28 protein-coding genes and 1 pseudogene are annotated in these 26330 nt (G+C 55.7%); 16 read left to right on the forward strand and 13 right to left on the reverse strand.

Annotated features, from left to right (window positions below; genetic code table 11):
* Positions 1–4 precede the first annotated feature (4 nt).
* Positions 5–784 (reverse strand): SDR family oxidoreductase, encoded by a 780-nt coding sequence (locus tag BLU46_RS02590; protein ID WP_093198157.1) that lies wholly within the window; start codon positions 782–784, stop codon positions 5–7.
* A 109-nt stretch (positions 785–893) separates the two neighbouring features.
* Between BLU46_RS02590 and BLU46_RS02595 the strand changes: the two genes are divergently transcribed.
* Positions 894–1334, forward strand: a complete 441-nt coding sequence (locus BLU46_RS02595) for a winged helix-turn-helix transcriptional regulator (RefSeq protein WP_093198162.1) — start codon at positions 894–896, stop codon at positions 1332–1334.
* On the opposite strand, the gene BLU46_RS02600 is transcribed toward BLU46_RS02595, so the two are convergent.
* Both BLU46_RS02600 and BLU46_RS02605 read right to left on the reverse strand, forming a co-directional pair.
* Entirely contained in the window at positions 1329–1862 is a 534-nt protein-coding gene (locus BLU46_RS02600) for a hypothetical protein (protein ID WP_063031123.1), read from the reverse strand. The two genes, BLU46_RS02595 and BLU46_RS02600, sit on opposite strands and share 6 nt — an antisense overlap.
* A 46-nt stretch (positions 1863–1908) precedes the next feature.
* Positions 1909–2070: a DUF2986 domain-containing protein gene (locus tag BLU46_RS02605; protein ID WP_081253170.1), complete on the reverse strand. Its 162-nt coding sequence runs from the start codon at positions 2068–2070 to the stop codon at positions 1909–1911.
* A 145-nt stretch (positions 2071–2215) separates the two neighbouring features.
* Here BLU46_RS02605 and BLU46_RS02610 point away from each other — a divergent pair, with 145 nt between their 5' ends.
* From BLU46_RS02610 to BLU46_RS02620, 3 genes are all read left to right on the forward strand, one after another.
* Entirely contained in the window at positions 2216–2842 is a 627-nt protein-coding gene (locus BLU46_RS02610) for a glutathione S-transferase family protein (RefSeq protein ID WP_063031125.1), read from the forward strand.
* A gap of 95 nt (positions 2843–2937) precedes the next feature.
* Positions 2938–3564 carry a LysE family translocator gene (locus tag BLU46_RS02615; protein WP_093198167.1) on the forward strand — a complete coding sequence of 209 codons (627 nt, stop codon included), beginning with the start codon at positions 2938–2940 and terminating at the stop codon, positions 3562–3564.
* Between the two features lie 15 nt (positions 3565–3579).
* The gene (locus tag BLU46_RS02620) at positions 3580–4146 is read left to right on the forward strand and encodes an ATP-binding protein (RefSeq protein ID WP_093198172.1); all 567 of its coding nucleotides are present in this window, start codon (positions 3580–3582) and stop codon (positions 4144–4146) included.
* Between the two features lie 150 nt (positions 4147–4296).
* Here BLU46_RS02620 and BLU46_RS02625 read toward each other — a convergent pair whose 3' ends face one another.
* Positions 4297–5031 (reverse strand): SDR family oxidoreductase, encoded by a 735-nt coding sequence (locus BLU46_RS02625; protein ID WP_093198176.1) that lies wholly within the window; start codon positions 5029–5031, stop codon positions 4297–4299.
* Positions 5032–5271: 240 nt separating this feature from the next.
* Between BLU46_RS02625 and BLU46_RS02630 the strand changes: the two genes are divergently transcribed.
* Complete coding sequence (locus BLU46_RS02630) at positions 5272–6189, forward strand: AraC family transcriptional regulator (RefSeq protein WP_093198180.1); 918 nt, start codon at positions 5272–5274, stop codon at positions 6187–6189.
* 49 nt (positions 6190–6238) lie between these two features.
* Here the strand turns inward: BLU46_RS02630 and BLU46_RS02635 are convergent, their stop codons facing one another.
* Positions 6239–6691, reverse strand: a complete 453-nt coding sequence (locus BLU46_RS02635; RefSeq protein WP_093198185.1) for a winged helix-turn-helix transcriptional regulator — start codon at positions 6689–6691, stop codon at positions 6239–6241.
* A 141-nt stretch (positions 6692–6832) separates the two neighbouring features.
* On the opposite strand from BLU46_RS02635, the gene BLU46_RS02640 reads away from it, so the two are divergent.
* The 3 genes from BLU46_RS02640 to BLU46_RS02650 all read left to right on the forward strand — a co-directional run bounded on the left by BLU46_RS02640 (position 6833) and on the right by BLU46_RS02650 (position 10080).
* Positions 6833–7783 carry an SDR family oxidoreductase gene (locus BLU46_RS02640; protein WP_093198190.1) on the forward strand — a complete coding sequence of 317 codons (951 nt, stop codon included), beginning with the start codon at positions 6833–6835 and terminating at the stop codon, positions 7781–7783.
* Complete coding sequence (locus BLU46_RS02645; RefSeq protein WP_093198194.1) at positions 7780–8400, forward strand: NADPH-dependent F420 reductase; 621 nt, start codon at positions 7780–7782, stop codon at positions 8398–8400. The genes BLU46_RS02640 and BLU46_RS02645 overlap by 4 nt, the downstream gene beginning before the upstream one ends.
* A gap of 183 nt (positions 8401–8583) precedes the next feature.
* Positions 8584–10080: a methyl-accepting chemotaxis protein gene (locus BLU46_RS02650; protein WP_093198199.1), complete on the forward strand. Its 1497-nt coding sequence runs from the start codon at positions 8584–8586 to the stop codon at positions 10078–10080.
* Positions 10081–10094: 14 nt separating this feature from the next.
* Here BLU46_RS02650 and BLU46_RS02655 read toward each other — a convergent pair whose 3' ends face one another.
* Positions 10095–10958, reverse strand: a complete 864-nt coding sequence (locus BLU46_RS02655; RefSeq protein ID WP_093198204.1) for a sensor domain-containing diguanylate cyclase — start codon at positions 10956–10958, stop codon at positions 10095–10097.
* A 298-nt stretch (positions 10959–11256) separates the two neighbouring features.
* Between BLU46_RS02655 and BLU46_RS02660 the strand changes: the two genes are divergently transcribed.
* A complete protein-coding gene (locus tag BLU46_RS02660) occupies positions 11257–11838 on the forward strand; it encodes a helix-turn-helix domain-containing protein (RefSeq protein WP_093198209.1) in 582 nt (193 codons plus the stop codon).
* An 18-nt stretch (positions 11839–11856) separates the two neighbouring features.
* Here BLU46_RS02660 and BLU46_RS02665 read toward each other — a convergent pair whose 3' ends face one another.
* The gene (locus tag BLU46_RS02665) at positions 11857–12465 is read right to left on the reverse strand and encodes a LysE family translocator (protein ID WP_017475278.1); all 609 of its coding nucleotides are present in this window, start codon (positions 12463–12465) and stop codon (positions 11857–11859) included.
* Between the two features lie 112 nt (positions 12466–12577).
* Here BLU46_RS02665 and BLU46_RS02670 point away from each other — a divergent pair, with 112 nt between their 5' ends.
* The 3 genes from BLU46_RS02670 (at position 12578) to BLU46_RS02680 (ending at position 14897) form a co-directional block, all read left to right on the forward strand.
* Positions 12578–13441, forward strand: coding sequence for a LysR family transcriptional regulator (locus BLU46_RS02670; protein ID WP_017475279.1), 864 nt, complete (start codon positions 12578–12580; stop codon positions 13439–13441).
* Between the two features lie 101 nt (positions 13442–13542).
* Positions 13543–14082 carry a kinase inhibitor gene (locus tag BLU46_RS02675; RefSeq protein WP_093198214.1) on the forward strand — a complete coding sequence of 180 codons (540 nt, stop codon included), beginning with the start codon at positions 13543–13545 and terminating at the stop codon, positions 14080–14082.
* A gap of 5 nt (positions 14083–14087) precedes the next feature.
* Positions 14088–14897, forward strand: coding sequence for a helix-turn-helix transcriptional regulator (locus tag BLU46_RS02680; RefSeq protein ID WP_093198218.1), 810 nt, complete (start codon positions 14088–14090; stop codon positions 14895–14897).
* A gap of 99 nt (positions 14898–14996) precedes the next feature.
* Here the strand turns inward: BLU46_RS02680 and BLU46_RS02685 are convergent, their stop codons facing one another.
* Positions 14997–16145 (reverse strand): hypothetical protein, encoded by a 1149-nt coding sequence (locus BLU46_RS02685; protein WP_093198224.1) that lies wholly within the window; start codon positions 16143–16145, stop codon positions 14997–14999.
* A gap of 78 nt (positions 16146–16223) precedes the next feature.
* Positions 16224–16712 (reverse strand): hypothetical protein, encoded by a 489-nt coding sequence (locus BLU46_RS32750; protein ID WP_157721259.1) that lies wholly within the window; start codon positions 16710–16712, stop codon positions 16224–16226.
* Positions 16713–17107: 395 nt separating this feature from the next.
* On the opposite strand from BLU46_RS32750, the gene BLU46_RS02695 reads away from it, so the two are divergent.
* The 3 genes from BLU46_RS02695 (at position 17108) to BLU46_RS02705 (ending at position 20691) form a co-directional block, all read left to right on the forward strand.
* On the forward strand, positions 17108–18334 hold the full coding sequence (locus BLU46_RS02695; RefSeq protein ID WP_003209751.1) for an MFS transporter: 1227 nt from the start codon (positions 17108–17110) through the stop codon (positions 18332–18334).
* A gap of 359 nt (positions 18335–18693) precedes the next feature.
* Positions 18694–19023 carry a DUF6124 family protein gene (locus tag BLU46_RS02700; RefSeq protein WP_093198232.1) on the forward strand — a complete coding sequence of 110 codons (330 nt, stop codon included), beginning with the start codon at positions 18694–18696 and terminating at the stop codon, positions 19021–19023.
* Positions 19024–19530: 507 nt separating this feature from the next.
* Positions 19531–20691 (forward strand): hypothetical protein, encoded by a 1161-nt coding sequence (locus tag BLU46_RS02705; RefSeq protein ID WP_197680872.1) that lies wholly within the window; start codon positions 19531–19533, stop codon positions 20689–20691.
* A gap of 367 nt (positions 20692–21058) precedes the next feature.
* Here BLU46_RS02705 and BLU46_RS02710 read toward each other — a convergent pair whose 3' ends face one another.
* From BLU46_RS02710 to BLU46_RS02725, 4 genes are all read right to left on the reverse strand, one after another.
* A complete protein-coding gene (locus BLU46_RS02710) occupies positions 21059–21880 on the reverse strand; it encodes a HEPN domain-containing protein (protein ID WP_093198242.1) in 822 nt (273 codons plus the stop codon).
* Positions 21880–22959 (reverse strand): DUF262 domain-containing protein, encoded by a 1080-nt coding sequence (locus BLU46_RS02715; protein ID WP_093198247.1) that lies wholly within the window; start codon positions 22957–22959, stop codon positions 21880–21882. The genes BLU46_RS02710 and BLU46_RS02715 overlap by 1 nt, the downstream gene beginning before the upstream one ends.
* 442 nt (positions 22960–23401) lie before the next feature.
* Positions 23402–24373, reverse strand: coding sequence for a hypothetical protein (locus BLU46_RS02720; protein WP_093198251.1), 972 nt, complete (start codon positions 24371–24373; stop codon positions 23402–23404).
* Position 24374: 1 nt separating this feature from the next.
* Positions 24375–25841, reverse strand: a complete 1467-nt coding sequence (locus BLU46_RS02725) for a GIY-YIG nuclease family protein (RefSeq protein ID WP_157721260.1) — start codon at positions 25839–25841, stop codon at positions 24375–24377.
* 291 nt (positions 25842–26132) lie between these two features.
* Between BLU46_RS02725 and BLU46_RS32755 the strand changes: the two are divergent.
* Positions 26133–26327 (forward strand): annotated as a pseudogene (locus BLU46_RS32755) (methyl-accepting chemotaxis protein); the annotation flags it as partial.
* Positions 26328–26330: the final 3 nt, after the last annotated feature.

Genomic DNA, 26330 nt, shown 5'->3' on the forward strand with positions numbered 1-26330 from the left:
CCAATCATGTTGAAGGCGGCAACGGCGCCAACCGGCTGAGCTTGGTCATCTGTTTGAATATCAGGCCAGGCGCAACCCGGCTGGCCACCTTCAGCACCTTGCTCAGCCCCGGGCATATTTCCAGTTGGCCGGCTTCAATTTGCCGAATGCACTGCTGCACCATCAGCACTGGGTCCATACCTTTTTCATTCTTCATTTCTTCCGCGAACTCGGCCCTGAGCAGCGGTGTTTCGGTGCCGGGTGGGGCAAGCTCCACCACGGTGACGGCGCTGTGCTGAAGCTGTGCCCGCAGGCATTGGGTGTAAGCGTGCAATGCCGACTTGGACGCACTGTAGACAGGCGCCGCCGGAAACGGCACAAACGCCAGCCCGGACGAGACGTTAACAATCAAGCCGCGCGGTTGTTTGAGTAGAGCGGGAAGAAACTGCTGGATCATCCGGACCGGCCCGTTCAGGTTGATCTCGATCTCTTCAGTCACGTCCTCCAGCGCCCGCTCCCCGGCCAGCTTGATGTTGCGCATCACGCCCGCGTTATTCACCAGCGTATCGAGCCCAGGGAACTGACCGGTGACTGCCGCAAACAGCGTTTGGATGCTGGCGGGGTCGCGCACGTCGCTTTGAAACGTGTGCAGACTCGGCAGCAGTTGCCGCGCCTCGTCCAGCCTGTGCTGATCGCGGCCCGTCACGATCACGGTATTGCCTCGTGCCACAAGCTGGCGGGCAAGCTCAAGCCCGATACCACTCGAACCTCCCGTCACTAGCACTGTTCGTCCGGTCATCTTCATCGAAACTCTCCACTGGTGGGTCACACGCAAGAAGCTTGAGGGATACACTGGCCTTAAGTAAGTAGGCACCCAAAAGATCTATACGCACCTGAAAGAGAGTGTCCAACGAATGAACAAACACCCTGGCTTTACCGACGAGCAGATTGCCGCCGCCCAGTTTTATGCCCGGCAAACGCCCCCGAAGGACCTGGACCCACGGATCGCGCCCCTGGTGACCGACCTGATAGGTCGCGTTGCGGACAAATGGACCATGCTGATTCTTGAAGCCTTGATCGAAACGACGCCTCTGCGCTTCACGCGCTTGAGTGAGCGAGTCGGCGGCATCAGCCAGAAGATGCTGACGCAGACCTTGCGAGGAATGGAGAGGGACGGCCTGGTGGTGCGCAAGGTCTACCCCGTCGTACCGCCGAAGGTCGAATACAGCCTGACAACCCTCGGCTTTACGCTGGGTTCCGCCTTTTGTGGCGTGTGGGTCTGGGCGGCTAACAATCTGGAGGAGATTGAACAGGCACGGGCGGATTTCGATCTACGGTGCAACACCGAGTCATAAGGCCGCAAAGTACTGGAGCACCTCTCCAATCCCGTCAATATCAGGAGCCTCGCTCACGGCGGCTTGCGGGCTGCACCATGGGTAACTCAGGCGGGACACCCAGCTCATCACGCTCCCCAGGTCTGACGCCGGCAGCGTCTTCATATGCTCTATGGTAATCGTCAGCCTTTCGACCAGCCCCGCTTCGGCATTGAACTGCCATTCATACACCCCACACCCAACACGGACTTCGCCGGAGTTCTTATCGGACATCCCCACCAGCCATTTGCACAGATAGGTGTCGGCCCCCTCTTCAGGCGGCTGCCCCAGGCAAAACGTATAGACGTTTTCAAAGGTCTGCCCGAATCGCCGTACCAGCACGTCGCCGATGCCGGCAACCCCTTCAACGTGGGGCGGGAACGAGATGGAACCGGTGCGCACTACCATGTCCAGGGTCGCCTCCGGAACAAACGCCCGGCTGAGCAAATGCGGACGGTTGCCGTCCTTGGCGAGTATGTAGTGCTGAATCGCAAGTTGAGCAGTGTTCATGGTTTTTCCGTCGATTCCCTATCGGATGATGCTTAGGCCTTCTGGATCAACTCTCAGAAGAAACAGCTGGCTCATCAGCGGATTCAGCAGCCAGTTTCAATCGGTCTGCTTTACTGATGTACTTGTCCTTGCGGGCGGGTGCCAATTTGGCGCTGGCCTTTTTGGCCTTGGCCTTGAACAGCTGCTGTAGTTTCTTTTGACGATTCATGTGGTTTATCCGGTTTGTAATCAGTGCTTGCCGCGGTGATTATCCATCTTTCATGCCTTTATCGAAGCACATTTAATTCACGGCACTCCACAGCGCCACAGCGGTCTGTCCCTATACGCCCCTATTCTCGCCCAGCGGAGCCACCATGATCATTGTCCACCACCTCAACAACTCCCGTTCGCAACGCATCCTGTGGCTGCTCGAAGAACTCGGCCTGCCTTACGAGCTCAAGCGCTACCAGCGCGACCCGAAAACCAACCTCGCGCCACCGGAACTCAAGGCCATCAATGCCCTGGGCAAATCACCGGTGATTCAAGACGGCCCCCACGTAGTGATCGAGTCCGGCGCGATCATCGACTACCTGATTCGCCGCCACGGCCACGGCCGCCTGCAACCCGATCCCGCCACGGCCACCTATGACGAATACGTGCAGTGGCTGCACTTCGCCGAAGGGTCGGCCATGCTGCCGCTGATGCTCAACCTCTACGTTGGCCGCTTGGGTGATGCGGGTGCGCCCTTGCATCCACGTATCGAATCCGAGGTCGCGAACTACCTGGGTTATCTGGACAACGCATTGGGGCTGACGCCGTACCTGGTGGGTGACGAATTGACTGGCGCGGATATACAGATGAGCTTCATCGGCGAAATCGCCAGGGCCCAGGGTAAGTTGCAGGCGTACCCGAATGTGGCGGCGTGGGTGCAACGCTTTCAGGCAAGACCCGCGTATCAAAAGGCCCTGGAACAGGGTGGCGAATACGCGTTCGCGAAGTAAAAGGCCAGGCGGTTCCGGCGGGTGCCCATCTGTATTGCGTTAATCCCCGGGATAAGGATTACTGTAGGACGCATCCGGCTTTGAGATAACACAGCATGTTCGAACTCGCCCCCATCCTGACGTATGTCGCCGTGGTCATCGGCCTTTTCCTGATCCCAGGCCCAGCCGTGCTATTGGTGATCACCCGCACCCTCCAGGGTGGCCGCAAGGTCGGCATTGCCACCGGACTGGGGGTGGCCTCGGGCGACCTTATCCATACGCTGTGTGCGGCGTTGGGCCTGTCTGCCATCCTGATGACCTCGGCCGTGGCGTTCAACGTGGTCAAAATCGTCGGCGCCTGTTACCTGATCTACCTGGGCATACGCGCGTTTATGGCCAAGCCTGGCGCAACCACGCGCAAAGACCTGCCCACGGTGACTTCGACCCAGGCGTATTTCCAGGCGGTGGTTGCCGAAGTGCTGAACCCGAAAACCGCGATTTTCTTCCTGGCCTTCCTGCCGCAATTCATCCACCCGGAATCCGGTTCTTCCCTGGCGCAGTTCGCGGTGCTGGGGTTGATCTTTTCGGGGCTCAGTGCGGTGTACACCACGCTCATCTCGGTCTCTATTCGTCCGTTGAGCAAATGGATGGTGGGCCTTTCAAGGCTGCGCCGCTGGGAGGGAAAGATCATCGGTACTCTGTTTTTGGGGCTGGGGCTGAAAATAGCGCTTCAGCAGCGCTAAGACCGGCGGATACTCATGCGGATCTACATCACAGGCGCCTCATGTGCAGGCGTGACCACGCTGGGCCGTACCCTCGCCTCTTTGCTCAGCCTTCGCCATCTTGATGTCGATGACTTCTATTGGCTGCCCACCAACCCTCCTTTTACAACCAAGCGCCCGCCCGATGAGCGCGTGGCCCTGATTCAGCAATGCTTCGGTGATGACGGTTGGATACTCACCGGTTCTTGTATGGGTTGGGGAGATGCACTGATCAACGACGCCGACCTGATTGTGTTTGTCGCAACGCCTACCTCGGTTCGTCTTGAACGCTTGGCTGCACGTGAAAAGGCGCTCTTCGGAGATCGAATCGCGCCAGGCGGCGACATGTATGAAATACATGTGGCCTTCCGGAAATGGGCATCCCAGTACGACGACCCGACCTTTGCCGGACGCAACAGGGCGTGGCACGAGCGCTGGATGTCGCAGCAAACAGTACCGATTGTCAGAGTGGACGGGTTGAACAGTACTGAGGAAATGGCGGCGGATGTCATGCATGCATTGTCGCAAGGCATCGCAATAGCTCGAAACCAGGAAGGTGACTGAGCTGCGAGGCAAATAGCCCAACGCGGGGCTGGGCTGTTCCAAATGCCACTTTCGCCATTAGCTGCCATTCGTGACGTGCCGCAATCGGACGAGAGCAGCCGTTCATGAACGACTGCCTGCGAACTCAAGCATGCCATCCATCCGAACGGCTCAGTGAGGGCTGGCGGTCGGACGAACCACAATCTCACTCACATCCACATCGTCGGGCTGTTCAATGGCATAGGCGAGTGCTCGCGCAATGGCGTCTGCGTTGATAGCCACGCGCCGGTAGGCTTTCATTACCTCGCGGGCCCCCTCATCGGAAATCATATCGGCCAGTTCGGACTCGACGACGCCCGGGCACACCACGGTGACCCGGATCTTGTCCGTTTCCTGTCGCAGGCCATCCGAGATTGCCCTGACTGCGAATTTGGTCGCGCAGTACACCGCAGCTGTCGGAGAGACCGCAAGACCGCCGATCGATGAAATATTGATGACCTGGCCGAACCCTTGCGCCTCCATGCCCGGCAAGACGGCGGCAATACCGTGCAGCACCCCGCGAACGTTCACATCGAGCATCTGGTTCCACTCGTTGACCTTCAACGAAGCCAAGGGAGACAAAGGCATCACGCCCGCGTTGTTGATGATCACATCGACCTTTCCATGCTGCGCCTTGGCGAACGCCACGAACGCCTGCATGGACTCCAGATTCGTAACGTCCAGTGTGCTGGCACTTGCCGAGCCGCCCTCGGCCTGGATCTCGCGCACCAGTTTGTCCAGCCGCTCGGTACGGCGGGCACCGAGTACCACCTGAGCGCCTTTGGCGGCGATCAACCTGGCGGCCGCTTCGCCAATACCGCTGCTTGCACCGGTAATCAGGACGACTTTGTTTTGAATGTTCGACATATCCGTAGCTCCTGCTGTATGCATTGAAGTTCAGCATCGACCGCCGATGGCGCGGGCGTTGCTGCGGGGTACGTCGAAAAGATTAAGGGTACGGGCCTGATCGACGCGTGCCAAAACCTGCGCAACTTTTGCCTATTCGTGTCTGTGCACGCGACTGGGCGTTACGACGGGCTCGTGGTAAAAACAAGAGTGCCTGGAACCCCCGGGCAGACGCTCATGAATACGTGTGAGAGCCTTGAAATGGAACAGCACGATGCTTTCATCCTTCAAAACACAGCCATCTACCGTGATGAGCTGATTCGCCTGCTGACGCAACGGTTTACGGCGCCCGGGATCTATGAAACCGCGATAGCGCCCCTGCAGGTCATTCGCCTGGACGCACCCTCGGAAATTATCCATACGGTCCATAAGCCGGCACTTTGCCTGATTGTGCAGGGGCAAAAAGAAGTCGGCCTGAGTGACGACCGTTATCTGTACGACCCGCTCAATTACCTCGTGGTATCGGTGACACTTCCGGTTTCCGGTCGCGTGCTGATGGCCAGTCCGGAGGCGCCCTACCTGTGTATCCGTTTTGATTTCGAGGCCACGGAAATCGCTCAGGTCATCGCCGATGCTCCCCCTACGGGCGTGCCGGACGAGCCGGAGCTTGGCCTTTTCCTCGAAAAAGTCGACGTGCCGCTGCTGGAAACAATACTTCGCCTGGTACGGCTGCTGGAGACGCCGAAGGACATCGGCATGCTGGCTCCGCTCGCCCTGCGAGAGCTGTATTACCGCCTCCTGCGGGGCGTGCACGGACGCCGCCTGTATGAGCTTGCCCTCGGTGATTCGCAAACGCGTCGGGTAACCCGGGCAATCGATTGGTTGAATAACCATTACACCCAACCCTTACGCATCGAAGAACTCGCCCGGGTAGCCAATTTGGGCAGCTCTACATTGCATCATCGCTTTAAGGCGGTGACAGCCATGAGTCCGTTGCAGTATCAGAAACAACTCCGTCTGCAAGAAGCCCGCCGTCTGATGCTCGTCGAAGGACTGGATGTGGCGAGTGCCTGTTATCGAGTGGGCTACGAAAGCCCATCGCAATTCAGCCGCGAGTACAGTCGCCAGTTTGGGTGTCCGCCCTCCCGAGACACCAACCGAGTTTGCCGCCCTGCGTGAAAGTCTGACGGGCTGCCTGCGGCTGCAACGATACCCGCTCTCAGCCGGCTCATTCGTTACCCGCTGGAAAGATGCATCCGCCCTCACGCAATAGCGCTTTCACCTCTTCGATCACCTGTGCGGGGTTTTGGCTCAACTGCTCAAAGAGCGTTGAGTCCGGGCGCACGTACGATTGCGAATCGTGCTTCGCGCTCCACAAGACGATGTTCAGCAGGATCGGAATGAGGTCTATGCCTTTCTCCGTCAATCCATAAAAATCCTTGCGCCGGTCATCGGGGTTGGGCGCCTTCGAGAGAATGCCCTGCTCCTCAAGAAAGGCAAGGCGAGAAGCCAGGACGTTGGTTGCGATTCCCTCTTCCGATTTAAGGAATTGGCCGTAGGTCTTTTTCCCAGTAAAGACGATGTCGCGGATGATCAGCAGCGACCACCGATCGCCAAATACCTCCACGCCGTAATTCACTGCGCAGTGAGACCGAAAGGTCTCTTTTCGTGTGGTTTTCATTGCCGAACTTTAGCATTACTTGCACATCACAAGTAAAATTTCAGCTTTTCACTTGCTTTATACAAGTGAAAAGCCCAGCATGATTTCCACACCTGATGCAGTCGCCGAATCGTTCGACGCGCTGCCCATGAGAGAACGCATATGCACGTTTTTGTTACCGGCGGCACCGGCCATTCCGGTCCGTACGTCATCTCCGACCTTATCGCCGCCGGCCATGAGGTCACTGCCCTGGCGCGGTCCGACAAGGCCGCGGCGCAGGCTGCTGCGCTCGGTGCCAAGGTACGTCGCGGCAATCTCGAGGACCTCGACGGGCTCAAGGAGGCGGCCGCTGCCTCGGACGGCGTGATTCACCTCGCGCATCGGCAGGACCTGATTCCAACCGGCGGGATCAACGCCGTTGCGGCCGCAGAGCTTGAGATCATGCTTGCCTATGGCGAAGCACTGGCCGGAAGCGCAAAGCCGTTGGTCGTGTCTGGAAGCGTCGGCTCACCCGGGTGGGCGGGCCTGGGCCGGCCGGCCACCGAGGAGGATCCACCCCTTCCCGGCGGCGATCCGTACAAAAACACCCTGCGGGTTCGGAACATCGTGGAAACCACGGTGATCGGTCTGGCCGAAAAAGGCATACGGTCTTCGATCGTGCGGATCCCTGAGATCATGCATAGCGCCACCGATAACGCGGGCTTCCTTCCGTTGTTGATCGGGCTGGCCAAGGAAAAGGGGGTTGTCGGTTACCCCGCAGAGGGTGCCAACCGTTGGGGGGCCGTGCACGCACGTGACCTCGCCACTGTGTTTCGCCTGGCGCTGGAAAAAGGCGCGCCGGGCAGAAGCTGGCATGCAATCGCCGAGGTGGCTATCCCGTACCGTCAGATCGCCGAAGCCATTGCCAGCCGGTTGAACCTGCCGGCCGTGTCTATTCCCGCAGACGTGCTGATGTTGCCTGGCTACTTCGGGTTCCTTGCGAATCTGGTCACGCTGGACACGCCGACGTCGAACGCCATCACGCGTCAGGTGCTTGGCTGGGAACCGACCCAACCCGGCCTCTTCGCCGATCTGGATAGCGGCCATTACTTCCCGGCCGGAGACCGCACATGAGCACTATCAGCATCATCGGTTCGGGAGGCATGGCCACGGCGATCGCCGGCCGTATCGCCAAGGCCGGACACACCGTCGAGGTGGTCAGCCGCGATCCCGCCAAGGCACGGGCGCTTGCCGACAAGCTCGCTTGCGAAGCGGTCACGGGGACTTACGGCGCCATTCCGGCGGGCGACATCGTCATTCTCGCCGTTCCCTACACCCATGCGGTGGCGGTCCTGGCCGACTTCGGGAAAGCGCTCGACGGCAAGGTAATCATCGACATCACCAACCCGGTCGCTTCCGATCTTACTGGCCTCGTTACCCCCCACGGCAGTTCCGGCGCGCAGGAAATCGCCAAGCTCGCCCCGGCCAGCGCGCAGGTCGTCAAGGCGTTCAATACCCTTTTCGGTCACGTACTGGCCAAGGATAAACGCCTCGATGCGTTCATCGCGGCGGACGATGCAGACGCCAAGGCGCGCGTCTCGACCTTCCTCGAAAGTCTCGGGCTGCGTCCGCTGGATGTCGGCGACCTGCAGATGGCCCAGTCGCTCGAGTGGCTCGGCCTGATGATGATCGGTCTGGCTAAAAACGGTGCCGGCACCTGGGACATATCCATGAAGGTCGATATCGGCTGAATCTGTTGTCCGATAAGTACCGCTTTTGACCGTTATCCCCTCTAAAGCCCCTCCCACCCATGCCGATAACCTCCTGGCATCAATCAATCCGAGTTCCCTTACAGCTGATTCGCTCCCCCGCATGCGCGTGTGGCACGTCGCATGCTTGCCTGATCCTGGCCAGACCACATGGAGTACGAGTGAATGCCCGCGCAAGCCCGTTTCATCGAGCACTACCGCAAAGCCGACCGCATCATGCTCGCCCTGATCTGGCTGATGGCCCTGTTTTCCCTGGGCCTGGCGTTCTGGCACGACACGCTGCTGCAAGCGCTCATCATCGGGGGCGGCACCAGCGTGGTGCTGACCCTGGCCTATCGCGTCATAGGCGGCACTCGCCTGATGCGCTGCGCGCTGGGCGTTGGCCTGATGATCATGGCGGCATTGCACATCAACCAGGCCGAGGGTGTCATCGAATCGCACTTCGGTATCTTCGCGCTGCTGGCGGTGCTGACCTTCTACCGCGACTGGCTGCCCATCCTGGTGGCCGCCGCCACCATCGCGGTGCACCACGTGGTGTTCCATGCCTTGCAACACCAGGGTTTCCCGGTGTTTGTGATGGAGCATCACGGCGGCTGGAGCATGATTTTCGTCCACGCGTTCTACGTGGTGATGGAGACGGTCGCCCTGCTCTACCTCGCGGTTCACAGCCAGAAAGAGGCGGTAGAAAGCCAGGAAATGCTCGAAAAGATGCTCGCCGTCACCACCCAGTTCAGCGGTGAGGCCGCCAAGGGCAGCCCGGAAAAAGTCCACGTTTCACTCGCTACACGCTTCGACCACTTTCTGACCCAGATCACCGGCCTGATAGACGGCGTCGCCCGCGACTCCCATGGCCTCGGCCAACTCGGCCAGGAACTGGCCCACGCCAGCGGCACCCTGGAAAAAGGCGCGCGCCATCAACTGGCGGAAATCGCGCAAATGACCGATTCCATGCAGCGCATGGAAGACGCCATGGGCCACATCGCCGTGCACGTCGAACAGGCCGTCGACCACGCGGGTCAAGCCAGCCAGCAAATCATCCGTGGCCAGGAAAGCGTCGGTCGCGCCCAGCAGGAAATCACCCAGCTCGCCACCCGCCTCCACGACACTAACCAGACGGTCGAAGGGCTGGCCGTGCAAGCCGAGCAGATCGGCTCGGTGCTGGAAGTCATCAGCAGCATCGCCAACCAGACCAACCTGCTGGCCCTCAACGCCGCCATCGAAGCCGCCCGCGCCGGTGAGCAAGGACGCGGGTTTGCCGTGGTCGCCGATGAGGTACGCAGCCTGGCGCAGCGCACGGCGGTGTCGACCCAGGAGATCAAGACGATTATTGAAGGCTTGCAACACGGCAGCCGGCAAGCGGTTGAAGCCATGCACGATAGCCGCCAAGGGGTGGAACGCTGCGTGGAAGACAGCCAACTCGCGGTGGAGATGCTGCGGGCGGTGGGCAATGATATTTCGCAGATTGATCAGCTCAATGGGCGGATTGTGTCGACCACCCGTGAGCAATCCACGGCAAATGTGGAGATTGTGGGACGGCTGCAATCAGTGCAGAGCATTGCCCAGAACACCGCGCAGGATGTGGAGACGCTGGCCAGGAGCAGTGAGCGATTGCCGCCGATTGCGGTGCGGCTGGATGCACTGGGGCGCAGGTTTCATCAGTAGAGGCCTGACTCAGGTCACTCACCTGCAAACCGATTTCTTTTTACCCGGTACATCTCGCCGTCCGCATGGCTGAGCAGCGTGTCGGCGTCTTTCCCGTCCGCGGGATAAAACGCCACGCCAATACTGCAGGACGGCATTTTCACCGCGCCAAACTCAGCGCTCAGCGGCTCGGCCATGACGGCGAGTATCTGCGTGACTTTTGCGGAAACGGCGTCTTCCGACTGGATGTCCGTCAGCAGCACCGTAAACTCATCGCCGCCCATTCGCGCCACCAGGTCGCTGCCACGCACACAGCCTTCCAGCCGCCGTGCAATCACGCAGAGCACGCGGTCGCCGATGGCATGGCCATGCACATCGTTGATGCACTTGAAGTCATTGACGTCCAGAAACAGCAGCGCCAGCTTGCTGTTGTGCCGCAGGGCCCCTTGCAGGGCTGTGTCCAGTCGATCATTGAACAGCGATCGATTGGTGAGGGCCGTCAGCGAGTCATGATGGGCAAGGAAACGTAGCTCTTCCTCTGCTTGTGTCAGGGCCGTGATGTCCCGCGCGACACCAATCCGCGCGCCCACTTCTTCAGACCAGAAGGCCGCCCACAAAATGTGCACCACGCTGCCATCCTTGCGCAGGTAACGGTTGCGGAAGTCGACGTGGGGCTTGCCATTCATGACCCGGACAATGGAGGCGCGGGTGCGTGCCAGGTCTTCGGGGTGCATATAGTCGGTGATCAGCGTGCCGGTCAGTTCGTCGGCGCGGTAACCGAGCAGCGCTTCGCAGGCATCACTTACGAAGACAATCAGATTGTCACTGTCGACCACAAACACCGTATCCAGCATGAGGTGGATCAGTTTGGGATAGAGGGCTTGCAGGTCAACGGCCATAGGTGATGGAGCGTCTGGTTCATATGGCTCCGATCATAGCCCGATCACCATGGATGGCAAAAAGGAATCATAGCGGCCCGCAAAATAGCCCCAGGCAATGTTGTTGAACCAGATGCGTCGCCACCAGCAGGCTGCGCCACCCTTTGAGGTCGTAGGACAGCGCCTGCCAAAGCAGCCACGGCCAATAGCATACAAACCAGATCATTCGGCGACTCGGATTTTATAATGAACGAATGATTGCTATGCTGAACAACGAATACCTAGGCGTCAACCTGATTAAGGATGATTTAGAGAACAAATGACCGACATAACGAACAATTCATTTAACAACAACACGAGTCGAATCGACCTCTTGGCCCTGTCGATCAAACGCGAGCGCCAGTTAGCCGGGCTTTCATTGACCGAATTGGCGAAACGCGCCGGAGTGGCGAAGTCCACCTTGTCGCAACTGGAGTCCGGGATCGGTAACCCCAGCATTGAAACCCTGTGGTCGCTGGCCACGGCGATGGGGTTACAGGTGACCCGGTTCTTCGAACAACCCCAGCAGCACCTGCGGGTGATTCGTGCCAACGAGGGTCTGACCACCTATGCCGAAACCGCCCACTACGCGGCAACACTGCTTGCGGATTGCCCGGCAGGCATGCGGCGCGACATCTACCGCCTCAAGGTCCAGCCCGGTGAAGTGCGCCTGTCACAGCCGCACCCGGCCGGCACCGTCGAGCACGTGGTGCTGTGCAGCGGCAGCGCGAATATCGGCCCGGCCAATGAGCCCGTGCTGCTATACGCCGGCGACTACATCAGCTACCTGGCGAATGCGCCCCATGTGTTTGAGGCACTTGAGGCGGATACCACGGCGGTGATGGTGATCGAGCACCCTTGACGGGATGGGTATGTACCCTCAGGCATGGATAGGCAGGGCCAACCCGAACAGCACAAAAAACCCACCACAGACTTTATTGAACCGGCGCCCGGTTCGAGCCAGCCAAGGCCGGACCCGGTGCGCAGCGCTCGCCACCAGGTATTCCACGATGAACTCCACCACGGCGTAGGTCAGCGCGATGGTGATCGTCTGCGCGATGATGCTGCGGTGGGAATCCAGGAAAGGTGGAATAAACGCCGTAAACAGCAGCAAGGCCTTGGGGTTTGAAATCGCTGATACCAGCCCCTGACGGAACAGCGACCAGCTCCGCGAGCTGGTTGCACCGGTCGCCTCAAGGCTGACCGGTGCCGCCCGCCACAGCCCGAAGCCCAGCCAGATCAGATACAGCCCGCCGGCCACCTTCAACGCAAAAAACCAACTGGCCGACGCCTGGATCAGCGCCCCCAACCCCAATGCGCAAAGCGACAGCACGATGGCAAAACCGAGCACGCCACCGGTGATGGTGAACAGCGTCTTCCGATTGCCGTGAAGCGCGCCATGGGTCAGCGCCAACAACGCATTGGGCCCCGGCACCACCGCGATGCCGAAGCAGGTAGCCAGGTAAAGCAGCCAGGTATCAAAGGGCATGATCCGATCCAGTAGGTGTGAGCCAGGCCAGAATCTTGCGGGTGAACAAACAGTCATGAAAAGCGCATAATTCACGTCACAGCCATTCGATTAACGAATAGAGGTAAGCGCGATGCCGGCCAGTGACTTGCAACTCGATTGGCTCAAATGCTTTGTGGCCGTGGTGGATGCCGGCTCGTTGTCGGGCGCCGCCCATGAGGTCAACCGCTCGCAGTCCGCCGTCAGCATGCAGATGAAAAAACTCGAGGCTGCCCTTGGACGGCAATTGTTGAGTCGAGGCCCCCGGCACCTGCAACTGACCGCCGACGGCCAGACACTGCTGGGCTACGCCCGCCGCATGCTCGCCCTGCACGCTGAAACCCAGGCGGCGTTCCACGGTGAAGAGCTGACCGGGCGCATCCGCCTTGGCGTTGCGGAAGACTACGCGGCCAGGTACCTCACACCGCTGCTCAAGCGTTACTCGCCGCGCTACGCAGGCGTGGAAATCGAACTGACCTGTGAACAGTCGACCACGCTGATCCCGCAGTTGCGCAGCGGCGACCTTGACCTGGCGCTGGTATCCAGGGACTCGCCCCAAAGCGGCACCTTTCTGTTCAAGGAACCCATGGTCTGGGTCGGCTCACCCCAATTCGAACTGTGGCGACGCGACCCGCTCCCCATCGCCGTCTATGAAAGCGCAAGCCTGGCGCGGCGGTATGCGGTGAACTCACTGACCCAACAGGGCCGCGAATTTAAGGTGGTCTACAACAGCTCCAGCCTTGCCGGCCAAGTGGCCGCCGTCGAGGGCGGGCTCGCGATTGCCGCGATCACCCAATGCACCGTACAGCCATCGCTACAGGTCTTGGGTGAGGAGCACGGCTTGGCAGCCATTGAACCCATGGACGTATCGATTCTACGTAGTCGGGCCTCTCGCAGCTCCAAAGCGGTGAACAGCCTGCATGCGTTCATCATCCGGGCGCTAAGGGTTCAGCCTTAGTGGAGAGAGCATTTCGGCACAATCATCGAGCGCTTCGGCGCAGTCCTGCGTCCCGGTGATGTTTAGGCTTAACGCTAAATCCACGCCTGGACACCACCACGATGAAACTCAAAGCACTTGCACCAGCGATTACCCTGATCATGGCCGCCAGCGGACACGCCGCCAGCTTCTCACTCAGCAGCCCGGACATTGCCGACCAACGCCCGCTGACACGCCTGCAAGAATTCAACGGCTTCGGCTGCAACGGCGGCAACACCTCCCCGGCCCTGTCCTGGGCCAACGCCCCGGCGGGCACCAAAAGCTTTGCCATCACCGTCTACGATCCCGACGCCCCTACCGGCAGCGGCTGGTGGCACTGGACGGTGGTCAACCTGCCCGCCGCCGTCTCCAGCCTGCCGAGCAATGTCGGCACCCACCTGCCAGCCGGGGCGGTGCAAGGCCGCACGGATTACGGCCAACCGGGCTTCGGCGGCGCCTGCCCGCCAGTGGGTGATAAACCCCATCGCTATCAATTCACGGTGTGGGCGTTGAAAGTCGACACGCTGCCGATCGACAATCAATCCAGCGGCGCCCTGGTCGGCTACATGCTCAATGCCAACAGCCTGGCCAAGGCCACAATCACGGCCCCTTACGGACGCTAGTCACGATGGATGTTCACGAAGGTGTGCGGCACAGGGAAAGCATCATCGAAAGCTGCGTGATCAGGGCCCGGCAACACCACACCCTGCAACGCGTGCCGATCTTCATGACCGCCCTGTGCCGCGTGCGCCAGGGGCATAAACTGATGCAGTGGGATGAGCGCGAAATGCGCGCCGGCCCCCAGCACCTGATTTTACTGCCGGCGGGCCGCGAGCTTGGGGTGACCAATTTTCCCGGTGCCCAGGGTGACTACATCGCTGACGTGGTGTCGTTTCCGGTGCCGGTGTTGCGTAACTTCGTTGCCCGGTATGGCGCGCAGTTCAAGGGCAGCATGCATGCAGACCTGTGCGTACGCCTGGACAAACAGACCCGACAAGCCTGGGACCAACTACTGACCGCACTGAGCACCGGCGCCCCGGCGGCGTTGTGCACCCACTATGGCGAGGCCGTGTTGCTCTGCCTGTGCCTGGCCGGCCAGGCGGGACCGTTGCTGATGGATCGCAACGACCCCTTGAGTGAGCGCGTGCAGCGGTTGATCGGCAGCAACCTGTCCAGGGACTGGACCGTTGCCACGGTTGCGCAGCAGTTGAATCTGGGGGAGTCGACGTTGCGTCGGCAGCTGGCCAATGAGGACGCGAGCTTCAGGGCCATCCTGGAAAATGTTCGGCTGGGGGCGGCGTTGCAACAGCTGCAAACCTCCAAGGATTCCATTGGGGAGATTTCCAGTGCGTGTGGCTATGCGTCGGCGTCGCGGTTTGCGGTGAGGTTCAAGTCACATTATGGGCTTTCACCGCGGTCGTTGCGGGCGGCGATGTGAGGTTATTGGGTATACGACAAAACAGGACGAACTCACTTTTAACAAGATAATCCGTCTGCTTTATATAGGACAAAAGGCACCAGCAACGCGTGCTTTTTATTATTGCGACTTTCCAAACGCCTTTAACATAGCCATATACTCTACGACACGCCCATGAACTTCACGCCTAAAAGTATCACTATATTCGAAAACTATGTGCTCCGCTATAGGAAGCGGGAAGAACCCCTTATTAACAAAGTCTTCAAATGAGCTATATTTCCTGATAAAGGGAATAGTAATATTATGATATTTCGAGACCTTCACTTTAATAATGAAACACAGAAATTCCCCTAGAAAATTAACTTCCTGACTCTCTGCTTCTACATTAACTTCTTGAAACCGCGTTATTGGCGGAATGGTAAACGTCCTATCATGCTGCCTTTTGTGATAACCGTCCGCAGGATCAACCTCGTTTACGACACTACGAATTATTAGATTATCACCTTTGTACATTGACTTCATAATGAAATTTGGCGGTTCGATCTGCAACAACATCTCGTCGTCAAATTCAGCCTCCGCAAATGCATAAACTATGTCGGAAACTTTATTTATCTTGCCATCATAAAACGCGGCTATCTCGTAGCCCCCACCGAAGCGCTCGCCAATAGTGCTGGCGAATTCCTGATTATCTATCTCATCAATTATGTGATTGGCAAATTGCTCTAGCGCCATACAAGTCCCCTGCACTGCGATATTTTCGTCAGCGACTTCAAACGCTTCCAGGGGATATTGCGAAAAATGTTCAATCGCCTGCTTCGAACCACTTCCAGCGGCCACCATATCAAAATTGATAGTAGAAAAGCCCTCGGCGGCATTGTAATGAGTGATGCTAATTCCGTCACTGTCAGCAGCGAGAAGGATCGCACACAAATTCCCGTCCGAGAGTTCCGGATCTGACTCCAGTGCGCTCAAGTATCGGCTGCTGGTAAGCTCATGATTATCCAGCGTAAGCTTTTTTATGAGGTGTACGGCACTTTGAATTCGATCTACGCAACCAGCGAATGCAATTGCGAAGCTATCGTTAATGATTAATGTCTTCTGTGACAGGCCACTTACTCGATCCTCGGGGAGAGGAAATCCCCCATTTTCGTAGTTGTGATATGTAGGAAGCTCAATATCATCATGCCCCGAACCTTTCGGGCTGGTCAAAAGGATATCGGACTGTAGAAAAAGCCCATGCCTTAAGCGAAACCCAGTTATCATTGTCATTGCTTTGCCTCCTATGCAAGTTAGTAATATTTACTGACTACCCATTCATATCCGCAACCAGCGATTAATCACCGGGATCTATTCGACGCACACAACAAAGGCCTCTGCGCTGGGGAACTTATGCCCGGTCACATAAAGCTGCCCGTTCAAGGCCATGTGGTTTGTTTTTTCTTTGATATAAGGGCGAACCTCTGCCTGGGCCTTAAGCGGCTGGCACAATTCATCTGCCCTTTTTTTGACAAAGCCTACCACTTGGTCTTGCTTGTTATAGCCATTGCCTTCGAACGTAACGGTGTAAGTATTAGGGCCTGTCTTTACATCACTATAGCCGCCTTCATACATTGTCGAGCCTTTGGGGGCATATGGAATACCCGAACAGGCTGGCAAAGTTACGCATAGGGCCATGAGTAAAAATTTGGATTTTTGCATCTTGGAGAAACCTGAAATGGGGATAAAGGACGAGCATTGACGCGCCTTGATGAGCGAAGCGAGCGAAGCATAGGCACAAAGGCGGGCATCGCAGAGATTGCGGACGGATTGAGCGACTTGTTTGCGGTAGTAAAACACTCATCCAATTCCGTTTGATGATGACAGTACTTACTTGCGTGATGTTTTCGATCAGGAAGGAGCATGACAAAGCTGACGGCTCCCCTGCTGCCGTGAAAGCAGGCCCAACAATGCTACTATTTTGCCATCATCGTGTCCACGAACAAGCAGAGGTCAAGCCGGTTACTGAAGAGCGCTGGCGACCCCGTAAAAGGCAACCATCTCGTCACTCACTTCACTTCCCGTAGATTTCGTGTGAGCGTGCGACCGCTCTAAGCAGGCAGTCTTATCAACGAGACTGATGATTACTATCGAACCGGTCGCCTATTGGCTTACCAAAACCCATTCCTATAATCGCCTCCACTTTCCCCCTCCCGTCTGTCCTCAGGCGAAATATCCTCCCGGAACCCGACACCATGCCAAGCGCAAGCCGGGCCCCTAGCGGCCTCCCCGAACATAATCAACAAACCGTCCTGCAGCAGTGGCTGGCGATTCTCTCGGTTGCCGTGGGCGCCTTCGCCCTGGTCACCAGCGAATTCCTGCCAGTAGGCGTACTCAACGACGTCGCCGCCGACCTCGGCATCAGCGCCGGCCACGCCGGCCTGATGGTCACCCTGCCCGGCATCATGGCCGCCCTCGCCGCCCCGCTGCTGTCGGTGGGCATTGGCGCCATGGACCGTCGCTACCTGCTGATCGGCCTGACCCTGATCATGATCATCGCCAACATGGTGGTGGCCTACGCCAGCGACTTCAGCCTGCTGCTGTTCGGCCGCGTATTGCTGGGCATCAGCATCGGCGGCTTCTGGGCCACGGCCATCGCCCTCAGCGGCCGCCTGGCGCCCAAGGGCGTGGGCGTAGCGAAAGCCACCTCGATCATCATGATGGGCGTGACCCTGGCCACCGTCCTCGGCGTGCCCGTCGGCACCTGGCTGAGCGGCCTGATGGGCTGGCGCATGACCTTCCTCGTCACCGCGCTGGTGGGCATCCCGGTACTGCTGGCGCAGATGTTCCTGCTGCCGCGCCTCGAACCGGAAAAAGCCATCCGCATCGCCGACCTGCCGGCCCTGTTCATCAACCCACAAGCCCGGGTCGGCTTGATCGCCGTGCTGCTGATCGGCCTGGCGCACTTTGCCGCGTACACCTACGTCGCCCCGTTCTTCAAAAACAGCTCCGGCTTCGACGGCCCGACCATTGGCTCGCTGCTGCTGCTCTACGGCGTGGCCGGCGTAATGGGCAACGTCTTCGCCGGCTTCGCCGCCAACCGCAGCGTGCGCCACACCTTGTTGCTGGTGGCCCTGATGATCGGCACCAGCACCGCCCTGTTCCCCTACTTCGCCACCGGCATGAGCGGCGCCGTGATGCTGATCGCACTGTGGGGCTTCGCCTTCGGCGCCTTCCCGGCCTGCGCAAGCATCTGGATGTTCGTGGTGGCGCCCAAGGATGTTGAACGTGGCATGCCGCTGTTCGTGGCGTTGTTCCAGGTGATCATTGCCGTGGGCTCGTTCTTTGGCGGGCAGATCGTCGACAAGATGGGGACGTCGGTGCTGTTGAGTTTGGCGACTGCGTTGGTGGGCGCTGGGTTTGTGACGGTGCTGGTGTTGGGGCGCAAGGTGAGTAATAGCCTGGCGGCTCAGCCTGCCTGAGAAAGGAAAACGGGACTGATTGATTTCAGTCCCGTGGCTTGAGGCAGTGAGCACGGCGCCTTGCTCCATTGCCTACAGTTGCGTCAGAATCCGCCGGCTTGTGCACCTGGGTGGGCGTCTCTAAGGTTGCTCGGTCGCTGAAAACTCAGTGATCGGGTTTAGTAGCCCTAGATTATCCGAGCAATGTGCATGAGCTTCATCAATCAGACTTCTCTGTCTGTGCTTGATGGTGGCTGTGCGCAGGGCGCCTTCGGGCGCGCCGGTCTTTGTTTGGATTCCCGGTCTACTAACCTGTGCACAGCTGCCACCCCATTCGTTTAGTAGCGAGAAGGTGGCGGCCCACATAGAGAATCCAAACAATGTTCAAGGTAACGCCGAATCCTCCGGGAACTCCCGATTTGAAACTCAACCAAGCCGCGCACCGTGCCTTGGATCACTATCTCAATCCCTCCTCCGCCAAAACCGCCCCGCCGTCGGGTGCGTTGTTCAGTGTGGCAGCTGATGCCAGCAGTGAGAGCCTGATTACCAATAGCTATGAAACGTTCGCCTCGATCAGCGCGTTGCTGCTTGATCTGTCGGAAGATATGAGCGGGAAAGACCGTGATGTGGCGTTGGCGATTCACCAACTGAGTGAGTTGGGGGTGCTGTTGATGGGGAAACTGATGGATCGGGAGATTCCTTGTAGCTAGAGACGGTCGTCTACGCCATTCAGATCACGGAATCGATCAGTCGCCGGTGAGTTGCGCGAATGTGCAACGACTCGGCGACGTTGACTGTCGAGCCTTTACTTTCGGCTAACGGTTTCAGCCATTAAGTGCCATTTGGCTTTGGTCATAAGGTGCTAATCGCTGTCGACAAAACAGGGCCGACTCAGGCGATGCTCAAACTTTCACTACCTAGAGCCATCGAAGGTACGAGGTCGACTTCCCCTTTGTTCACTAGATTGGATAGCCTACTCATACGAACTGGCTGGGTCAGGGTTAGCATCAACGACCATTCAAAAATTCGAAAGATGTTTGAAGACTTCCGCTTCGACCGGTTCGATATTAGCTTCATAACACCAATCATCGGAGCGTGAAGGAGTAATCGACGAGAAGCTAGTCATTACCAGTCGCCAGAGGCTCTTTGAGGGTTTTCTTAAGTCATGCTAACTTGGTCGTGACTTCGCTCGAAAAAAGAGAGTAGGATCGGGGAGAATGAGACCAGCCAACCGGGGAAAAGGGATGTTCATTGAACGACGGATTAATCCATCGAGTAGCGTTGTTGAGCTCTGGGAGTGTCGGTGGGAAAACGACGGCGCGAGTCCTGCGCACAAGGTTTATCTAAAAAAAATTGGCGTTGAGCAGTCGTTTGAAAACCCAGAAGCTAATCATCATAGCGAATCAAAAGTTATATGCTGGTCATATGGTCGAACCCTTGGAAATATTGCAGTATTTTCTGAGTCCCTAATTGGTAGCTTTCCAGCAGCAGAGGGCACTGATGCTAAACTACCCTGTGATATTGTAAATGCGGGTAAGTTTCGTCATGGTGCCGATAGATGGTGGTGTCGCACTCATCAAACTCACTGGGGAATAAAAGCGGATCATGCAGCATATGCTGCTTCCGGAGTAATGCATTGTGCCAACCACGATCAACATATGAATTATGTTGTTGATCCTTTCTCAGTAAATGTAAGTGATAATGCAGAGGTAGGTGTATGGTGCTCCATGCCTGCGGCTATTTCGACTGAAGTCATTATAAGTCGCCCGCCGAAAATTCATGTACATGTCAGGCAGACATTAACAGGCAAGAAGCTAGTAGATCGAGATTTTAATGCTGTAACCATGCTCTATAGTCAGGACTCTGGACTGTTTGCAAGTCAAGAAATCACTCATGTAAATATCACACCGCCAGCAGCTTTTGATTTTGTTTATTGTTTAGAGCGCAAAATGGCGATGGATTGCGTTAACTGCTCGACCTGCGGGTATCCGCATTTAGATTTGGGAGACTTTGCTAGGGCGCCGCATAGAAAGCATTTTTGTGGTAATTGTGGTCGCGATAGCACTTGGAGCAAAACCCCTATAGTGTCTACTCCTTTACAACCATTACATGATAAATACGCACACACTTTAGCCTATCAAGTACCTGATCGAGAGCTCAATTTGGATAGTTATCCGCATTGTACCTACACCGTTTGGGCGTCAACACCTGCAATATTATGGACTGCCCATAGAGCACAAGAATTTGGGATACATGTTCATATACACGACGGCCGCAAGCGTATCGTGGATGATACCTTCGGGCGAGTGATGCTTAATGGCCGGTGGTTAGAGAGGACGGAGTTAGTCGAATTAATGATGAAACGCTCAGTTCTGTAGCAACACTGAAAGAGGTGTTACATCGCTGAGCAAATAATCTAACATTATCTCCAAACTTAAGTCATCGTCCTCATACCATTCATAGCCTTTTATAGTTAAAGGAAAATATCCATGTAGCAAGTTGAAAGCATACCGTTCATGTGGACCCGGCGTTAGTCGACTACCCTAACCAGAGAAACCCTCGTTCTCTTAAAACAAGATCCTGAGCATTTCGCAACTTCCTGGAAAATATCTTTGCAACTACTTTCATTCCCACAGACTCCATAACACCTGGCCGGCCTGCTTCCATGGTTGATGCGGCGCTCTCGTAAATATCAAGCACGGTTGAAACTAGTGCCATTGAGATTATAAAAGTTATAATCCAAATTTATGCATGAGCCACAACGTCTGAAATCGGCGACCCGGCCTTACAAATAGTACCCGCCATCAAAATAGAAAGAGCGTACTGCAAAAGTTCAACCTTAGCTTTCCGCATCTCAAGCTCTGACACATCATCCGCGTTATCGAAATCAGCTCCATGTGCAACCGAATGACGCCGTTGATTGATCTGTTCGATAAACTCCTCCCAGAGCGTCTTCCCTTTAGGGCTACGCTTGTCAAAAGCCAATTCCTCAAAGCTTACAACGTAGGGGTAATTTTCCGCGGCTAGGGCAATAGCGGTTTTTAGTTCTACATTCTTCTCTTTTATCTCTGAGATCGACATGGCAAAAACATCATCAACCTTGGAGCCGTGTAGATAACCAAAAACGTTTGAGACTCCAAAATTTTCAAATACAGTGCCCAACATACTTGCTGAGGGGTTTTTATTTTTAGGAAACAAAAAAGGCTCAGGTGTTATTTTGCAATCAAACTCATCAAGTTTCAGTATTAATGCATCCAACTTCTTATAATACGCCTTAGGGTCCTTATCTGAGGCAGCCCCAAGGTATTTACTACAATACGTCCTCTTGATAGCAACTGGAAAACTAACAAATGAATCACTCCTATTTAAGTCATTCACCACACACTTCACCAAATCTTTGACAAACCCTTCTAAGTGGGCAACTATGAGGATGCTTGCCGAGCGACAAATTGCATTATAAAATGTGTAATCATCATCTTTAATGGCTTTTGCTTTGTCTATGATAACATCAACTTCCCTCCAGCGCCCCTCCAAGCTAGAAATATACTCCTGTAAAAAAGTAGACATTATAAAATAACTTCCTGAGCTTTGCGTATTCTGTTGTTAAGTTTTGACACATCATTAACACTACCTTCAACAGCCTCAAAAAAAACAGGATCAGCGAACAACTCAATGAAAGCGTCATAACTTGGAATATTTTGCAAATCAGGTTTTGAAAATGCAAAAGCTATCGCATCAAAAACCGCCGCATTAAATGAAGACATTAAAGAAAAATTCTGTCCATCCGGCTTTTTATATTTAGCAAATGGCTTGCTACCAAAGTGTTCCCTTACCAACTTCATCGTCCTAATAAAACTATCCTTCATCTCCTTCAGCGTGATAGCGTCGAGCTTATTAAACTCCACCATCTTATTAGTTAGAAACTTCTTAAACTGCCCTTTGTACTCCAAATAACCGTTGTTATGACTTACTGCAAAATACCTGAGAACCAGTTCTTCATCTTCCATTTTTTTGATGCGAGTAGAGTCCGGATCTAGATTTGCCACCTCGGCAAAAATTGGATTCTTCGCAAGCTCCTTAATAAGATCTTTAAATGGACCTCTGCATGTCGCGTTCCTTAACTCTTGCGCCTCAAGCTTTACCGATCCGCTATTCAACCTCTCAAAGATATCAAATTTAACTTGAGTATCTACAGTGGAGTCAATTCGCAAACAGCGTATTGTTCTTTCCTCCAACCTTCTTATCAGAAATGGTGGCAAATCTTTATAGAAGGATCCATTAAGTTCAGACAAGACCTCTAACGACTGAAGAGCGTACGCACCACTAAAAAAATTATATATCGCAGTCAAACGTTGCTGCCCGTCTATGACTGAATACCTTGCTAATTCATCTTCAGCCTCATCATCAACGTCGATATCCATTGATATGTAAACTATCGGAATTGGTATATTCAATATCAAACTTTCAATAAGCTTTGACGAAAAAGAGTCAGGCCATCGGTGATTTCGTTGATAATCAGGGTTAAGTCTAATCACCTCCCTTTTTATTTTTTTGACTAGTGTTTCTAAGTCATACTCTACCGTCTGTGTTTTAACAGTCCGCTCTTTGGCTTTTTGCTGAATGGCTTCCAACTGCTCTTTTAACATAAATTTCACTTCCGTTTGCATATATAGGCTTTTATCTGTCAACGCTCAACCCTTACGACCATATTACACTAATCAACTGGTGGCCAATGCTCAAAAAATTCCTTCCCTCCGCCTCAGTACATGCTGCTCAACCTATGCTAATGGAGAGGAAACGCTACTACGCGGTTGTTTAGATTTGTACTGTTTATCTGTACATACTAGCCGTTTAATCAGGCTATTGTCCTAGCATCATGTGATGCTTTGGGCATGTGCAACCTTATTTTGGCGATATCACTCGCAGACAGTCCGCTTTTGGCAGATTGCGATCGATCGGCAAGGGCTGTAATCGATCCGAAACGGCCGTTCACCAACCGCCAATAACGACCATTTGAAGGTATCGACGAAACTAGGGATTTAGATGCTGAGAATCATTCACATCGATACTCTCCACGCGCTTACCTCATTAGGCAAATATAGAGGCTAGCGCCGTTCCTGAAAGCACCACCGCGACAAGAGCCACGGCCTGCTGCCGCAGCCAGCCGGGCTTGGCCAGCAACTTCGCTTCTAACTGCTCAATCCGAGCTTGAGTTTGTTGCTGATTCTCCAGTAATTCTGTCATCTTCGACTCAACGCGTTTCAAACGCTTGTCTAGCGCCTCGTTTGCATCACTCATCCCTTTCAACGACACAGTCATCAAGGTCGAGAGGTTTTCTCTCGCCTGGAATTCACTGCCGAGCAGCTTGGTCACTCGCTCGATCTGCTTCTGCTGGATCCCCTGAGCCTCCCCCTGCTCGGCTAACTGACGCGAGCACGATGCATTGAGTTGTTCCTGCATTCGCGAGCCGCTCGAGAAGGCCAGACTCAATGCATGCAAATCCGTCTCATGGCCGTTCTGCGCGGCGGCCAGTTGGTTCACTGCATGCCTGCAGTACTCATAGCCATCTGCCAATGCCAACAGTTCATCGATTTGATGCTTGAACTCGTAGAGCACCACCAGCGCCCCGCCCTGATTACCTTCCAGGGTCTCGGTATCCTTTTGCAGGCGTTCGATCTCGTACACTAGGGCATCATTGAAACCGCGCAGTACGCTGTTGTTCACGGTATGCACCTGGGTCACCAGTTGCACTACGCTCTGCGTCACCTCAAGGCTCGCGCCAAATTCGGTCAGCAATTTGGCCAGGTCTTTGTCATTCCTACCCGACAAGCCACCCCAGAACGAGTCCCAACTGCCCTGATTCTGAAAGTCGTTCAATTGCTCTCTGGTCTTTGAACCACGTTGTATCGCGGCGTTGAGCTTCTTCAGGCCCTCATGGAAGTCTTTCAGTTGGTTCTCTTCAGAACGTGGCGTCGGCAACAACTGCTGCACCGGTTGAAGGACTAAGTCATCGGCGAGCGACCTAGTAAGTACAACTCTGCCACCCAGAAAATTGAACATGTCAGGGCTCCTGAGAAATACGGTTTGGCAAGAGTGCCGAAAAATCGATTGCACGCACGCTGGTGTGCCTTGCCAGCCGTTCGCGGTGGTCTATTACTTCCCTCGCCAGCGCATCTACCGAATGTGCATATTCGATAAGCCCTTCGGCTAGCAGCCATTCGTTTTCCTGCACCTTAATAAGCTGCAGCGCCGCCTCTCGCTTGGCTTCCAGCGACTCGCTCCACCCAGTCTTGAAATCCACCAGGTAGGCAACGATAGAAGGCACGAGGTTCTGCAAGTGATAGCTGCACAGCCCGAAACCGATGGCTGACAGCACACAGGATATATAGGGGGCTGCTACCCCGGTCAGCGGAACCAGTTGCGACTCTATCACCGGTTCCAGGCCGTCCCAGAGTACCAACGTGCCGCTGACGACTACGGTCTCGACGACCTTCTGAATCAGCTCTTCCCGGCTCATCGACTGCGCGCCGCTGTACAGTTGCCAGGTGCCGTGAGCGAGGTCGAAAAGGTTGCGGGCGAGGTTATAGACTTGGCGGATAGCCTTGGACAAGGCATTGACGATGAATTCGACGATGCCGTTGAGCAGCTTCAGGGGCGCCTCAATGATTTTCTCGATCACCACCCAGATCTTTTTGAGGAATCGCTCCACGCGCTGTTTCAGACGAGTAGCGCCCCCCATGAACACGTCGACCAGTTCATCTTTTACGGCCATGACTGCGGCTGTAGTCAGTTGTTCCAGCAATTGCCAGCCTGAGTTTTTCAGCGCTTCTTTGCCAGCACCCAGCGCGACATCAGCGGCATTGCCAAGGGAGTCTTTGAGCTTCTTGGCTTCGATATTGCTGCGAATGCCTTGTTCCTGCTGCAGTTCCTGACGCTTATTGATTGGCGGCTTTTCGGTTCTGATAAGGTGTGCCTCCAGGGCAGCAGCTGTTTCGGCCGAGTCCATGGTCATGAATTTCACCTTGCATCCCGCTTCGAGTTGCTCGGAAAGCTTATACGGTTCGCCTTTCTTGTTGCCGTTACGGTGGTCGTTCAGGTGCCCGTTCTGCCAACGCTGCCGCACGTTGGTGCTATCGCCGATGTAGACCAGCTTGCCACCCGCGTCATACACCACATACACGCCAGGCTTTTCGGGCAGTTGGTTGGTGCTGGAGGTATCCGCAGCGCTGAGATCGATCTCTCCATCGAACTGCAAAGTAGCAAGTGAACCGATTCCCGCTGACAAGCTTTTCAGCAGAATCTCCTTCCACGCTCCCCCCCGATTGGCAACATCCATCGCACTTTTCGCCGACGTGGCGGCAAGCGTGTCCTTGCCGGCCTGCATCGGGTCGGCTGTCTTGGCGTTCGGGCGGGAGTTCTTCTTGTTGCGAAAGCCGGCGATCAGTTTTCGATTGGTGTTCTCGATCGCTCGATCAACGATAAGGTTCGCCAATGGAGAGAGCGACTGCTGTTCGTATTGTGGGTCCATGATGCCTTCTCGAAAAACTATCCTGTTTGAGGGGCGAACTACGGACACGGAAGCTATCAAAGTGCTACCAATGGTTCTACCTGAAAATGACGTATTTGAAAAAGATGTGTCTAGGGCGCTTTCAACAAGGCCCTTACCCTCAGGTACCGGCCTGAAGCCCCACCCAACAACACCGATAACCTCCCACCACCAATCAATCCCCGCCGCCCTACACCTGATTCGCTCCCTGCATGCCCGTATGACACGTCGCATACTTGCCGACCCCAGGCAGTCCACATGGAGTTCGAGTGAATGCCTGCGCAAGCCCGTTTCACCGAGCACTACCGCAAAACGGACCGCATCATGCTCGCCCTGATCTCGCTAATGACGCTGTTCTCCTTGGGCCTGGCGTTCTGGCACGACACGCAGCTTCAAGCGCTCTTCGTGGATGGCGGCACCAGCGTGGTGCTTACCCTGGCCTATTGCGTCCTCGGCAGCACGCGGTTGAAA

Source organism: Pseudomonas yamanorum (assembly GCF_900105735.1).
Taxonomy (GTDB): Bacteria; Pseudomonadota; Gammaproteobacteria; order Pseudomonadales; family Pseudomonadaceae; genus Aquipseudomonas; species Aquipseudomonas yamanorum.

What these genes read in the sequence shown, in the direction of transcription:
- BLU46_RS02680 (WP_093198218.1), top strand. Translation starts at nt 14,088, where the DNA reads ATGGATGTTCACGAAGGTGTGCGGCACAGGGAAAGCATCATCGAAAGC.
- BLU46_RS02715 (WP_093198247.1), bottom strand. Translation starts at nt 22,959, where the DNA reads ATGTTAAAAGAGCAGTTGGAAGCCATTCAGCAAAAAGCCAAAGAGCGG.
- BLU46_RS02670 (WP_017475279.1), top strand. Translation starts at nt 12,578, where the DNA reads ATGCCGGCCAGTGACTTGCAACTCGATTGGCTCAAATGCTTTGTGGCC.
- BLU46_RS02685 (WP_093198224.1), bottom strand. Translation starts at nt 16,145, where the DNA reads ATGACAATGATAACTGGGTTTCGCTTAAGGCATGGGCTTTTTCTACAG.
- BLU46_RS02665 (WP_017475278.1), bottom strand. Translation starts at nt 12,465, where the DNA reads ATGCCCTTTGATACCTGGCTGCTTTACCTGGCTACCTGCTTCGGCATC.
- BLU46_RS02720 (WP_093198251.1), bottom strand. Translation starts at nt 24,373, where the DNA reads ATGTTCAATTTTCTGGGTGGCAGAGTTGTACTTACTAGGTCGCTCGCC.
- BLU46_RS02620 (WP_093198172.1), top strand. Translation starts at nt 3,580, where the DNA reads ATGCGGATCTACATCACAGGCGCCTCATGTGCAGGCGTGACCACGCTG.
- BLU46_RS02650 (WP_093198199.1), top strand. Translation starts at nt 8,584, where the DNA reads ATGCCCGCGCAAGCCCGTTTCATCGAGCACTACCGCAAAGCCGACCGC.
- BLU46_RS02605 (WP_081253170.1), bottom strand. Translation starts at nt 2,070, where the DNA reads ATGAATCGTCAAAAGAAACTACAGCAGCTGTTCAAGGCCAAGGCCAAA.
- BLU46_RS02595 (WP_093198162.1), top strand. Translation starts at nt 894, where the DNA reads ATGAACAAACACCCTGGCTTTACCGACGAGCAGATTGCCGCCGCCCAG.
- BLU46_RS02625 (WP_093198176.1), bottom strand. Translation starts at nt 5,031, where the DNA reads ATGTCGAACATTCAAAACAAAGTCGTCCTGATTACCGGTGCAAGCAGC.
- BLU46_RS02710 (WP_093198242.1), bottom strand. Translation starts at nt 21,880, where the DNA reads ATGTCTACTTTTTTACAGGAGTATATTTCTAGCTTGGAGGGGCGCTGG.
- BLU46_RS02675 (WP_093198214.1), top strand. Translation starts at nt 13,543, where the DNA reads ATGAAACTCAAAGCACTTGCACCAGCGATTACCCTGATCATGGCCGCC.
- BLU46_RS02640 (WP_093198190.1), top strand. Translation starts at nt 6,833, where the DNA reads ATGCACGTTTTTGTTACCGGCGGCACCGGCCATTCCGGTCCGTACGTC.
- BLU46_RS02645 (WP_093198194.1), top strand. Translation starts at nt 7,780, where the DNA reads ATGAGCACTATCAGCATCATCGGTTCGGGAGGCATGGCCACGGCGATC.
- BLU46_RS02725 (WP_157721260.1), bottom strand. Translation starts at nt 25,841, where the DNA reads ATGGACCCACAATACGAACAGCAGTCGCTCTCTCCATTGGCGAACCTT.
- BLU46_RS02635 (WP_093198185.1), bottom strand. Translation starts at nt 6,691, where the DNA reads ATGAAAACCACACGAAAAGAGACCTTTCGGTCTCACTGCGCAGTGAAT.
- BLU46_RS02610 (WP_063031125.1), top strand. Translation starts at nt 2,216, where the DNA reads ATGATCATTGTCCACCACCTCAACAACTCCCGTTCGCAACGCATCCTG.
- BLU46_RS02700 (WP_093198232.1), top strand. Translation starts at nt 18,694, where the DNA reads ATGTTCAAGGTAACGCCGAATCCTCCGGGAACTCCCGATTTGAAACTC.
- BLU46_RS02695 (WP_003209751.1), top strand. Translation starts at nt 17,108, where the DNA reads ATGCCAAGCGCAAGCCGGGCCCCTAGCGGCCTCCCCGAACATAATCAA.
- BLU46_RS02705 (WP_197680872.1), top strand. Translation starts at nt 19,531, where the DNA reads ATGAGACCAGCCAACCGGGGAAAAGGGATGTTCATTGAACGACGGATT.
- BLU46_RS02660 (WP_093198209.1), top strand. Translation starts at nt 11,257, where the DNA reads ATGACCGACATAACGAACAATTCATTTAACAACAACACGAGTCGAATC.
- BLU46_RS02590 (WP_093198157.1), bottom strand. Translation starts at nt 784, where the DNA reads ATGAAGATGACCGGACGAACAGTGCTAGTGACGGGAGGTTCGAGTGGT.
- BLU46_RS02655 (WP_093198204.1), bottom strand. Translation starts at nt 10,958, where the DNA reads ATGGCCGTTGACCTGCAAGCCCTCTATCCCAAACTGATCCACCTCATG.
- BLU46_RS02615 (WP_093198167.1), top strand. Translation starts at nt 2,938, where the DNA reads ATGTTCGAACTCGCCCCCATCCTGACGTATGTCGCCGTGGTCATCGGC.
- BLU46_RS02600 (WP_063031123.1), bottom strand. Translation starts at nt 1,862, where the DNA reads ATGAACACTGCTCAACTTGCGATTCAGCACTACATACTCGCCAAGGAC.
- BLU46_RS02630 (WP_093198180.1), top strand. Translation starts at nt 5,272, where the DNA reads ATGGAACAGCACGATGCTTTCATCCTTCAAAACACAGCCATCTACCGT.